The following is an 11191-nucleotide window of genomic DNA, read 5'->3' on the forward strand; positions in this document are numbered from 1 at the left end:
TCTCACCTTGGGGACTGGTCACGTGAAGGCTCTCGTACTATCCGGAGGGGCCGGCACCCGCCTGCGTCCCATCACCCACACCTCGGCCAAGCAACTGGTGCCGGTGGCGAACAAGCCCGTGCTGTTCTACGGCCTGGAAGCCATCGCCGAAGCGGGCATCACGGAGGTCGGCATCATCGTGGGCGACACCGCCCCGGAGATCCGCGAGGCGGTCGGCGACGGTTCCCGGCTCGGTATCGAGGTCACGTACATCCCGCAGGACGAGCCGCTCGGCCTTGCCCACGCGGTGCTGATCGCCCGTGACTTCCTGGGGGACGACGACTTCGTCATGTACCTCGGTGACAACTTCATCGTCGGCGGGATCACGGGGCTGGTGGAGGAGTTCCGCACGGACAGGCCCGATGCGCAGATCCTGCTGACCCAGGTGCCGAACCCGACCTCCTTCGGGGTCGCGGAGCTCGACGCCGACGGCCGGGTCGCGGCCCTGGAGGAGAAGCCGAAGGAGCCCAAGAGCGATCTGGCGCTCGTCGGCGTCTACCTCTTCACCCCCGCGGTCCACGAGGCCGTCCGCTCGATCGAGCCCTCCTGGCGCGGCGAGCTGGAGATCACGCACGCCATCCAGTGGCTCATCGACCAGAAGCGCGACGTCCGCTCCACCACGATCCGCGGTTACTGGAAGGACACCGGCAACGTCACCGACATGCTGGAGGTCAACCGGACCGTCCTGGAGACCATCGAGCCGTCCCACGAGGAGGCCGAGGTCGACGAGGAGAGCGAGATCATCGGCCGGGTACGCATCGAGGCCGGGGCCAAGGTCAGCGGCAGCCGCATCGTCGGGCCGGCGATCATCGGCGCCCGGTCGGTGATCAGCGGCGCGTACGTCGGTCCGTTCACCTCGGTCTCCGAGGACTGCCGGATCGAGGACAGCGAGATCGAATACTCCATCGTCCTGCGGGGTGCCTCCATCGCCGGTGTCCGCCGCGTGGAGGCCTCGCTCATCGGCCGTGACGTCGAAGTGACCCCCGCGCCCCGTTCCCCGTCCGCCCACCGACTCGTGCTCGGCGACCACAGCAAGGTGCAGATCTCTTCATGACCACCAACATCCTGGTGACCGGCGGCGCCGGCTTCATCGGCTCGCACTACGTCCGTACGGTGCTCGGCCCCGAGGGCCCCGGCGACATCGCCGTCACCGTCCTCGACAAGCTCACCTACGCGGGCAACCCGGCCAACCTCGACGAGGTGCGCGACCACCCCGGCTTCAGGTTCGTGCAGGGAGACATCTGCGACCCCGAACTGGTCTCCAAGCTGATGGCCGAGCACGACCAGGTGGTGCACTTCGCCGCCGAGTCCCACGTGGACCGCTCCATCGACGGCGGCGCCGAGTTCGTCCGTACGAACGTCGTGGGCACCCACACCCTGATCCACGCCGCGCACCTGGCCGGCATCAGGACCTTCGTGCACATCTCCACCGACGAGGTCTACGGCTCCATCGACGAGGGCTCCTGGCCCGAGACCGATCCGCTCGCGCCCAACTCGCCCTACTCCGCGGCCAAGGCGTCCAGCGACCTGATCGCGCTGTCGTACCACCGCACCCATGGGCTCGACGTGCGGGTGACCCGCTGCTCCAACAACTACGGGCACCACCACTTCCCCGAGAAGGTCATCCCGCTCTTCGTCACCAACCTGCTGGACGGCAAGACGGTCCCGCTGTACGGCGACGGCGCCAACGTCCGTGACTGGCTGCACATCGACGACCACGTCCAAGGCATCGAGCTGGTCCGCACGAAGGGCCGAGCGGGCGAGGTGTACAACATCGGCGGCGGCACCGAGCTGTCCAACAAGGAGCTCACCGGCCTGCTGCTGGACGCCTGCGGCGCCGACTGGGACACCAGCGTCACCTACGTCGAGGACCGCAAGGGTCACGACCGCCGCTACTCGGTCGACTGCACCAAGATCCGCGATGAGCTCGGCTACGAGCCCCGCAAGGACTTCCGCACCGGCCTCGCCGAGACCGTGCAGTGGTACCGCGACAACCGCTCCTGGTGGGAGCCGCTGAAGGACCGGGCCGCGCTGTGAGCGCCGTCTGGCTCGTCACCGGAGCCGCCGGGATGCTGGGCCAGGACGTCCTGGCGCGGCTCGCCGGTGAGGACGTCACCACGGTCGCCGCGGACCGGGCAGCCATGGACATCGCGGACCCCGGTTCGGTGCGCGCCGGTTTCGAGAAGCACCGCCCCGCCGTCGTGGTGAACTGCGCCGCCTGGACCGCTGTCGACGACGCGGAGTCCCAGGAGGACGCCGCGCTGCGGGTCAACGGCACGGGCCCCGAGGTCCTCGCCGCGGCCTGCCGCGAACACGGGGCCGTCCTCCTCCAGGTCTCCACCGACTACGTCTTCGCCGGGGACGGCGAGAAGCCGTACGCCGAGGACGACTCCACCGGACCGCGCAGCGCCTACGGCCGCACCAAACTGGCCGGGGAACGGGCCGTGCTCGACACCCTTCCGGACACCGGTTACGTGGTCCGTACCGCCTGGCTGTACGGCGCGGGCGGAGGCAACTTCGTCCGTACGATGATCAAGCTGGAGGGTGTCAAGGACACCCTCGACGTGGTGGACGACCAGCGCGGACAGCCCACCTGGACCGTCGATCTGGCCGACCGGCTGGTCCGGCTCGGACAGGCCGCCCTCGCGGGCAGTGCCCCCGCGGGCGTCTACCACGGCACCAGCGGCGGCGAGACGACCTGGTTCGGTTTCACCCGGGAGATCTTCCGGCTGCTCGGCGCCGACCCGGAGCGCGTCCGCCCCACGAACAGCGAGGCCTTCGTGCGGCCGGCTCCCCGGCCCGCGTTCAGCGTGCTGGGACACGACCGCTGGGCGACGGCCGGGATCGAACCGATCCGGGACTGGCGGGCGGCGCTGGAAGAGGCATTTCCGGCACTCAGGGCTGCACAGCGATCATGATCGTCGAATGATCGTATTGAGGGTCGAATCCAATCGAATTCCAAAGAAGTGAACAGCGGAGGTTTATATACGGGGGGAACGCTTACATCACAGTGCGGTCATGGGGTAACTTCGCCGGGGACCAGACCAGTTGGTTTTCTCCGAAGGGCTGCTCCACGTGAACCGCCATGACTTTCTGCGTCATTTGCACCGTGTCTACCGTCCTCGCAACTATTTGGAGATCGGGGTCAACGACGGCAGGAGCCTGGCCCTCTCGCGAGTGCCCTCCGTCGCCGTCGACCCCGCCTTCAAAGTGGTGACGGACATCAGTTGCGACGTTCACCTGGTCAAGGCGACGAGCGACGACTTCTTCGCCCGCAAGGACCCGCTGCTGCACCTGCGCAACGGCCGCAACCCGTTCCGCGCCCTGGCCCGCCGCGATCCGCTCAATGTGCTCGGCGGCGACCCGAAGCTGGAGCTCGCCTTCATCGACGGCATGCACCTCTTCGAGTACGCCCTGCGCGACTTCATGAACGTCGAGAAGCACTCCCGCTGGTCGAGCGTGATCGTGCTGGACGACATGCTGCCGCGCGATGTCGACGAGGCGGCCCGCGACCGGCACACCAAGTACTGGACCGGTGACGTGTACAAGGTGGTGCAGGTGCTGCGCCGCTTCCGCCCCGATCTGGTCGTCGTCGAGGTGGACACGGCACCGACCGGAGTCGTCGCCGTGTTCGGCGCCAACCCGGAGAGCGACGTCCTGAAGAACGCGTACGACAAGATCATCGAGGAATACGTCGTTCCCGATCCGCAGGACGTTCCCGACGAGGTGCTGGTGCGCAAGAACGCCGTCCAGCCCGAGACGCTGCTCGGCGCCGACTTCTGGCCGGCCCTGGCACGCGCACGCAATCTGCGCCGTCCCCGTTCGGCGTTCGCACCGCTGCGTGGACGCATCGAGGCCGTGACGGGCTGACGGGCTGACGGGCCAAGGCAGCACGAAGCCCCGTGATCCGTACGGAACCACGGGGGCTTCGAGCTGCCCGGGGGCTCAGCCGCGGGCGCGCAGCTCTGCGTAGTAGGCCTGGCAGTCCTCGTAGGACGGCAGCAGGCCCTGCGCCTCGGCCTCGGCCAGCGAGGGGGCCGCGGCGTCCTTCTCGGACAGCAGCGGAGTGATCCCCTGCGGCCACTCGATGCCGAGTTCGGGGTCGAGCGGATCGATGCCGTGCTCGCGACCGGGGGCGTAGCCCTCGGAGCAGAGATAGACGACCGTCGCGTCGTCCGTCAGGGCCATGAAGGCGTGGCCGAGCCCTTCGGAGAGATAGACGGCGTGATGGTCCGCGTCGTCGAGGCGGACCGCCTCCCACTGCTTGTACGTGGGGGAGCCGACCCGGATGTCCACGATGACGTCGAGCACCGCGCCGCGTACGCACTTGACGTACTTCGCCTGGCTCGGCGGCACATCGGCGAAGTGGACACCGCGCAGTGTTCCCCGGCTGGAGACGGAGCAGTTGGCCTGCGCGAGCCGCAGCGTGTGTCCGGCCGCCTCGTCGAGCTCCGACGCCTTGAACCACTCGTGGAAGCTGCCGCGGCTGTCCGGGAAGACCTTGGGCTCGTGCACCCAGGCCCCTGCGATGGAGAGCTGCCGCATGCGATCACGTCCTTGTTCTGTTGCTCGTGGCCGAGGTTCTCGGCCGATGTCTGCTGATGGGTACCGGCGCGTGCCGGTGTCCGCCGAGGGGAAGCGTACGGCGGTACGCGGACGGTTCAGCCGGTGAACCGGGCAGCGAGGCGACGCGCCCGCTTGCGGCCCTTGGCCGGCAGCCTGCGCACGATCGGACCGCCGACGGCACGCAGTGCCCGGCGGAGCCTGGCCTTCCTGCGCTTGGTGGTGATCCCGAGCATGATCCCGGGTTCGACCGCGGGCAGCTCGGAGGCGACGCCGACCCGGCCGCCCCTGCCGACGGTGACGTCACAGAGGTGCAACGGGGGGTTCTTGTCGCCGTCCAGCCGCACCGAGAGCTTCCAGGTGCCGGGCCGGACGCCGGGCGCTCGGTCGGGCACGGTGAGATGGGCCCGGCCCTCGGTGGGACGCAGCACGGTGCGCAGCTGGTGCGAGGTCCCGTCCGCCCCGTCCGCCGGGCTCAGCACGAGCGTGGTCGTGGAGGGCTTGGTGGTGGGGGTCGTGAAGAGGTCCAGCCGGAGCTCGGTGCGGCCACCGGGGGTCCGCCGGAGCGGACGGCCTTCGAGGTGGTCGGCCAGCTTCTTGCTGCGCCGGGCGACATCGAGGGTGAGGTTGCCGTGCGGGTCGGTGAAGTACGGGATCACCGCGCGGGCCGGGGAGCCCAGCGAGGCCGGCACACAGGCCGCGTCCACCTCCGGCGCCCGGTCGGCTCCGAGCCGGGCCTTGCGGACCAGTCCGAGGCCGCGCAGCGGCACCCACACGTCCCAGAAGCCGCGCGATACGCGGCCGCGCCCGTTGACCGCCTCCGAGGAGATCTGGCCGCTGCCGTGCAGGACGACCTCGCAGACGTCGTCGCCGAGCTCCTCGACCCGGGCCGTGAAGGTCGCGGGGCAGGACCACTCCACGGCCGTTTCGCGGTTGCGCATCGCCAGTTCGGCGGAGAACCCGTCCATGTCGTCGGTGACGTCCAGGAGTTCGCCGTCCGGCAGCAGGCCCTCGGTGATGTCGGGGTGCAGGAAGTAGCGCCCGTCGCGGCGCAGCAGGGTCAGCGGGGCCTGGTCGTCGCCGTGGACCAGTCGGCCGCTGAGGGTGAGGGTGATCCTGCCGTTCGGCTGCCAGGCGAAGTCCTCCAGGCGGGCCGCAGCCTTGACGGACGCGGCGAAGCGGGAGATCCGGACGAGGCCCTGGCGGTCGTTGTCGCGCAGCAGCGTGGAGCGCAGCCGGAGCACCGGGCCGAGCCCGTTGTGCACACCGTCGTCCATGAAGTCCGCGGCCAGGCCCTGGACGGCGTCGCACATCTCGTCGAGGTAGTCCGGCTCGTACTTGAGGACCGCGGGCTCGCTGAGGCGGCCGAGCATCTCGACGCGGTAGAAGCGGCGCAGCAGCCTGTCCCGGAACTCACCGGGCTCGGTGTTGTCCACGACGACGTCGAGGACCTCACGGAGGTTGCCGTAGTAGCCGGACGGGACGATCTTCGCGGAGCCGGCGTTCTGGCCGTCGTCCCGCCGGGAGTAGTAGTAGCAGGTGTAGCTGCCGAGGATCGAGACGACCTTGGCGGGGAAGTACGCCTGCATCATGTAGAGCTGGTCCTCGAGCCGGCGCTTGCCCTCGGGGTAGGCGATGCCGTTCTCGCGGAGGAACTCCGTACGGAACATCTTGTGCGGGGTGAGGCTGTCGTACAGGGGCGCGTCGTGCAGGGTGCACTTCTCGCGGTCCTTCTTGAAGACGCCGTGCGGCACGCCGCGGAAGTTGCTGGCCACCTTGCCGATGACGATGTCCGACCCGTTGCGGTGGCCCATGTCGTACAGACGCTGCAGGGCGCCGGAGGCGAGGTAGTCGTCCTGGTCGACGAACTGGACGTACTCACCCTTCGCCTCGGCCACACCGATGTTGCGGGGCTTTCCGGGCCAGCCGGAATTCGGGATGGTGATGACACGGAAATGCGGGTGCTCCACGGCCAGCTTCTCAAGCCGTTCACGAGTGTCGTCCGTCGAGCCATCGTTGACGAAGAGAACTTCGAAATCCCCTGCAGGGAGGGTCTGCTTCAGAAGCGAGTCGATGCAGGGGTCGATGTACTTGCCCGGGTTGTATACAGGAATGACGACACTTACTTTGACTGGCATCGCTGCTGTCCCATGTCTGGTAGAGGTTCCTCTGGCTGGCGGCGGGTGTGGGGCCTGTCCTGCTGAGAATGGGCAGAGGAAGTCGCCCGCCGTGCACCCTATCGGCTATTAGATGACCGGGACGCCCGGATGGTTGCCCGGTCGCGCGCACAGTGATTCTCCCGACAGTGTGCGGATGCCGTCCAAGGCTCTGAAGATTTATTCGATATTTACATTCGCTCGCCGAATGGAAGGGGCGGGCGCGCGGATCCGGAAGCACTACTTTCGGAATATGTGATTCCGGTAGCTTGGTTGCGCTACCGGGATCCGGTGGTCGGGGAGGCTCGGACCCCAGAGCTCGGGCCCGGAGGCTCGGCTGCCGGGGCCCGGGTCCGCAGGTGCGGGCTTCGTGGCTCCGGTCCGGTGGCGCGGGTTCCAGGGCTCGTTTCCGCAGGCCTCGGTCCAGAGGGCGAAACGCATGGGCGCCCCTTCCGTCGCTCGCGTAGATTGCGAGGGCTGGGCGAGGCCGAATCATTGGGGATGTACGTGTCAGGGGCAAGGCAGGGCGTCACAGAGGCCCGCAGGATCGTGGTCAAGGTCGGATCCTCATCCCTCACCACCGCGTCGGGCGGCCTCGACGCGGACCGCGTCGACGCGCTCGTGGACGTACTGGCCAAGGTGCGCAGCGGTGGGGAGCGCGAGATCGTGCTCGTCTCCAGCGGCGCCATCGCGGCCGGACTCGCCCCGCTCGGCCTGCACCGCCGGCCCAAGGACCTGGCCAGACAGCAGGCCGCGGCCAGCGTCGGCCAGGGACTGCTCGTCGCCCGCTACACCGCCTCCTTCGCGCGTTACGGCGTACGCGTCGGCCAGGTGCTGCTCACCAGCAACGACACCAGCCGCCGCGCCCACTACCGCAACGCCTACCGCACCCTCGACCAGCTGCTGGACATGGGTGCGCTGCCGATCGTCAACGAGAACGACACCGTTGCCACGGACGAGATCCGATTCGGCGACAACGACCGGCTCGCCGCACTGGTCGCCCATCTCGTCCGCGCCGACCTGCTGGTCCTCCTCTCGGACGTGGACGGCCTGTACGACGGCGACCCCAGTAGGCCGGGCACGTCGCGGGTCGCCGAGGTGGCCGGCCCCGAGGACCTCGCGGGCGTCACCATCGGCAGCGCCGGGAAGGCGGGCATCGGCACGGGCGGCATGGTGACCAAGGTCGAGGCTGCCCGGATCGCCACGGCCGCCGGAGTCCCGGTCGTCCTCACCTCGTCGAGCCGGGCCGCCGACGCCCTGGCCGGCCGCGACACCGGTACGTACTTCCACCGCACCGGACGCCGCTCCGCGGACCGGCTGCTCTGGCTCGCCCACGCCTCCACCCCGCAGGGCTCGCTGACCCTGGACGACGGGGCCGTCCAGGCGGTCGTCGAGCGGCACAGCTCGCTGCTGCCCGCCGGAATCGCGGCCGTCGAGGGCGAGTTCACCGCGGGTGACCCGGTGGAACTGCGCGACCTCGAAGGCCGCCCCGTGGCCCGCGGACTGGTCAACTTCGACGCCAAGGAGATCCCGCAGCTGCTCGGCCGCTCCACCCGCGATCTGGCGCGGGAACTGGGTCCGGCATATGAGCGCGAGGTCGTACACAGGGACGATCTCGTCCTCCTGCACCCCTGACAGACCCCCTGAAACGGCTGAAAGTCCAGCCTCAGGACGGAGACCTTCACCAAAACCGTCCCATTCTCGGCCGCGGGCTGGTCAACTTTGTAACGGGGACACAGCGGGGTACAGCACAGTGAACGCATTCACAGGAGGCCGCCGGTGAGACGAGCGCGCCCGGGGGCGCCACCCCGAGGAACGGGTGGCCGGGCCCTGACCAGCGTCGGAGCAGGTGCCGGCTTCGACGGGAGCCGGTCCATGGACCGCAGGGACGACCGGACCACCGGACCGGAGCCGACGACGGCGGGGGAGGAACGCACCCCGTCGAGACTCTGGCACATCACGCTCAGTGTCTCGGGCGCCGCGATCCCGCTGAAGGAGGTCAGACGCGGTCTCGAACAACTCGCGCACGACCACCCCTTCCTGCTGACCAGCCGGTACGCCGACGACCGTGCGGAGATCCGCTACTGGGAGGAGGCGCGCGATCTGCACGACGCGGCGGCCGTCGCGCTGCGGCTGTGGGGAGAGCACCGATCCACCGCCGGGCTTCCGCCCTGGGAGATCGTCGGCCTGGAGGTCATCGACCGCGAGACGTACCACCAACGCGTCGCCGAGGGATACGGGCCGCCCCCGGCGACCCCGGTCGGCGTCCACCCGTACTGAGCGCGGAGACGCCCTGGGAGACAGTTCCGGACAGTTGTCTCGCATCACGGGATACGTGACGGATGCCCGCAGTGTGCGCACTACTCTGCGGGCATGACCACGCTCTCGCCGTACGACAACATGTCCCCGGTCGCTCAGGCCGCCTACCGCGCACGCTCCGCCGCCGCCGACCTCGCGCCGCTGCCGCGCGCGGCGAAGGACGACGCGCTGCTGGCGATCGCGGACGCGCTGGAGGTGCGGACGGGCGAGATCGTCGCGGCCAACGCCGAGGACGTCGCCCGCGCCCGCGAGGCCGGGACCAGCGAGTCGATCGTCGACCGGCTCACCCTCACCCCGGAGCGGATCCGGGCCATCGCCGCCGACGTGCGGGACGTGGCGGCGCTGCCCGACCCGGTCGGCGAGATCGTCCGCGGCTCGACCCTGCCCAACGGCATCGACCTGCGGCAGGTCCGGGTGCCGCTCGGCGTCGTGGGGATCATCTACGAGGCCCGGCCCAATGTGACGGTCGACGCCGCGGCCCTCTGCCTGAAGTCGGGCAACGCCGTCCTGCTGCGCGGCTCGTCCTCGGCGTACGCCTCCAACGTCGCACTGGTCCGGGTGTTGCGCGACGCGGTCGGGGGATCCGGTCTCCCCGCCGACGCGGTGCAGCTGGTGCCGGGCGAGAGCCGCGATTCGGTACGGGAACTGATGCGGGCCCGTGGCCTCGTCGACGTCCTCATCCCGCGCGGCGGCGCCTCGCTGATCCGCACGGTGGTCGAGGAATCAACCGTTCCGGTCATCGAGACGGGCACCGGCAACTGCCATGTCTACGTGGACGCGCAGACCGATCTCGACATGGCCGTCGACATTCTGATCAATTCCAAGGCGCAGCGCCCGAGCGTCTGCAACGCGGCCGAGACGCTCCTGGTCCACAAGGACGTCGCCGCGCAGTTCCTGCCCCGCGCCCTGGACGCGCTGGCCGAGGCCGGGGTGACCGTGCACGGCGACGAGCGGGTGCTCGAACACGCCGAGGGGTGCAAGGCCACCGTGGTGGCGGCCACGCCGGAGGACTGGGAGACCGAGTACCTCTCGTACGACATCGCGGCGGCCGTCGTCGAGTCGCTGGACGCGGCCGTCGCGCACATCCGGCTCTGGTCCTCCGGGCACACCGAGGCGATCGTGACCACCTCCCAGGCCGCGGCCCGCCGCTTCACCCAGTTGGTGGACTCCACGACGGTGGCCGTGAACGCCTCCACCCGCTTCACCGACGGCGGTCAGTTCGGCTTCGGCGCCGAGATCGGTATCTCCACACAGAAGCTGCACGCCAGGGGTCCGATGGGGCTGCCGGAGCTGACCTCGACGAAGTACATCGTCACGGGCGACGGCCACGTGCGGTGACGGTCCGGGAGCGGTGAATGTTGCGGGCTCCCTGCCCAGAACGACCCGGCGAGGCTAGTCTGGAGCCGTGCCGGACGACGTGGGGGGCAGGCCGTTCCCGGACGGCTGGGAGCCCGACGACGACCGCGGGGGCGCGGACGAGGACTTCGCCTCCGTGGTGTTCGACGAGGACTTCGTACGGGCCGCCGAGTTCCATGAACCCACCGCGGTGGAGCGGCTGCTGGCGGCCGCGCAGGCGCGTGCCGAGGCCGAGGCGTCCCGTGCGCGGGCGGGCGGCGGCCCGCTGGACGACGAACTCCACGACGAGGCATACGGGCCGGGCGGCCTGTACGGCCGCGGGAGCGCCTACGACGACCCCCTGGACCCTGACGACGACGCGTACGGCAGCGGCCCCTACGGGCGCCACGGCGGTGCCCTGCGCCCCTACCGGGGCGCGGCGCGCTGGCACCGGCCGGTGGCCTGGCTGCTCGCCGTTCTGATGGGTATCGGAATGGTCGCGCTGGCCTTCAGTGCCGTTTACCGCAACACCTCGGGCAGCAGCCGTCAGGACCCCGCCCCGCCGCCCGCCACCACGGGTGTGGACAGCGCCCCGGGGCCCGTCCCCAGCGCCATCCCGTCGACCTCGGTCGGACAGCTCCGACCCACGGTCTCGGCGGTCCCCCGCACGGGCTGAGGACGCGGGTCCCGTCGGCTGAGGTTCCGTCCGAGGCGGCGTCCCCCGCGGCGGCGACCCGGCGCACGCCGCGTCTCCCGTGCGCCCGTCGCGCCCGCGTTCC

The 11191-nt window shown here is 70.0% G+C and carries 10 protein-coding genes; 8 read left to right on the top strand and 2 right to left on the bottom strand.

Annotated features, from left to right (window positions below; translation table 11 throughout):
- The first annotated feature begins 22 nt into the window (after positions 1-22).
- From ACF1B9_RS11575 to ACF1B9_RS11590, 4 genes are all read left to right on the top strand, one after another.
- Positions 23-1093 (top strand): glucose-1-phosphate thymidylyltransferase, encoded by a 1071-nt coding sequence (locus tag ACF1B9_RS11575; RefSeq protein WP_391740828.1) that lies wholly within the window; start codon positions 23-25, stop codon positions 1091-1093.
- Positions 1090-2076, top strand: coding sequence for a dTDP-glucose 4,6-dehydratase (gene rfbB, locus ACF1B9_RS11580; protein ID WP_391740827.1), 987 nt, complete (start codon positions 1090-1092; stop codon positions 2074-2076). Before ACF1B9_RS11575 ends, rfbB begins: the two co-directional genes overlap by 4 nt.
- The gene (gene rfbD / locus ACF1B9_RS11585; protein WP_391740826.1) at positions 2073-2957 is read left to right on the top strand and encodes a dTDP-4-dehydrorhamnose reductase; all 885 of its coding nucleotides are present in this window, start codon (positions 2073-2075) and stop codon (positions 2955-2957) included. Before rfbB ends, rfbD begins: the two co-directional genes overlap by 4 nt.
- A 157-nt stretch (positions 2958-3114) precedes the next feature.
- Positions 3115-3909 (top strand): class I SAM-dependent methyltransferase, encoded by a 795-nt coding sequence (locus ACF1B9_RS11590; RefSeq protein WP_365689510.1) that lies wholly within the window; start codon positions 3115-3117, stop codon positions 3907-3909.
- Between the two features lie 75 nt (positions 3910-3984).
- On the opposite strand, the gene rfbC is transcribed toward ACF1B9_RS11590, so the two are convergent.
- A complete protein-coding gene (gene rfbC, locus ACF1B9_RS11595) occupies positions 3985-4584 on the bottom strand; it encodes a dTDP-4-dehydrorhamnose 3,5-epimerase (protein ID WP_391740825.1) in 600 nt (199 codons plus the stop codon).
- Positions 4585-4700: 116 nt separating this feature from the next.
- Positions 4701-6740 carry a glycosyltransferase family 2 protein gene (locus ACF1B9_RS11600; protein ID WP_391740824.1) on the bottom strand — a complete coding sequence of 680 codons (2040 nt, stop codon included), beginning with the start codon at positions 6738-6740 and terminating at the stop codon, positions 4701-4703.
- A gap of 519 nt (positions 6741-7259) precedes the next feature.
- Between ACF1B9_RS11600 and proB the strand changes: the two genes are divergently transcribed.
- The 4 genes from proB (at position 7260) to ACF1B9_RS11620 (ending at position 11088) form a co-directional block, all read left to right on the top strand.
- Positions 7260-8393: a glutamate 5-kinase gene (proB, locus tag ACF1B9_RS11605; protein WP_391795902.1), complete on the top strand. Its 1134-nt coding sequence runs from the start codon at positions 7260-7262 to the stop codon at positions 8391-8393.
- Between the two features lie 144 nt (positions 8394-8537).
- The gene (locus tag ACF1B9_RS11610) at positions 8538-9038 is read left to right on the top strand and encodes a hypothetical protein (protein ID WP_351079031.1); all 501 of its coding nucleotides are present in this window, start codon (positions 8538-8540) and stop codon (positions 9036-9038) included.
- A 93-nt stretch (positions 9039-9131) separates the two neighbouring features.
- Complete coding sequence (locus tag ACF1B9_RS11615; RefSeq protein ID WP_391740823.1) at positions 9132-10415, top strand: glutamate-5-semialdehyde dehydrogenase; 1284 nt, start codon at positions 9132-9134, stop codon at positions 10413-10415.
- A gap of 67 nt (positions 10416-10482) precedes the next feature.
- Complete coding sequence (locus ACF1B9_RS11620) at positions 10483-11088, top strand: hypothetical protein (RefSeq protein ID WP_391740822.1); 606 nt, start codon at positions 10483-10485, stop codon at positions 11086-11088.
- Positions 11089-11191 lie beyond the last annotated feature (103 nt).

Origin of the sequence: Streptomyces sp. NPDC014727 (genome assembly GCF_043083485.1) — a bacterium.
Taxonomy (GTDB): Bacteria; Actinomycetota; Actinomycetes; order Streptomycetales; family Streptomycetaceae; genus Streptomyces.

Excerpts from the sequence above, each read along its gene's own strand:
- rfbB (WP_391740827.1), top strand. The coding sequence starts at position 1,090 with ATGACCACCAACATCCTGGTGACCGGCGGCGCCGGCTTCATCGGCTCG.
- rfbC (WP_391740825.1), bottom strand. The coding sequence starts at position 4,584 with ATGCGGCAGCTCTCCATCGCAGGGGCCTGGGTGCACGAGCCCAAGGTC.
- ACF1B9_RS11600 (WP_391740824.1), bottom strand. The coding sequence starts at position 6,740 with ATGCCAGTCAAAGTAAGTGTCGTCATTCCTGTATACAACCCGGGCAAG.
- proB (WP_391795902.1), top strand. The coding sequence starts at position 7,260 with ATGTACGTGTCAGGGGCAAGGCAGGGCGTCACAGAGGCCCGCAGGATC.
- ACF1B9_RS11615 (WP_391740823.1), top strand. The coding sequence starts at position 9,132 with ATGACCACGCTCTCGCCGTACGACAACATGTCCCCGGTCGCTCAGGCC.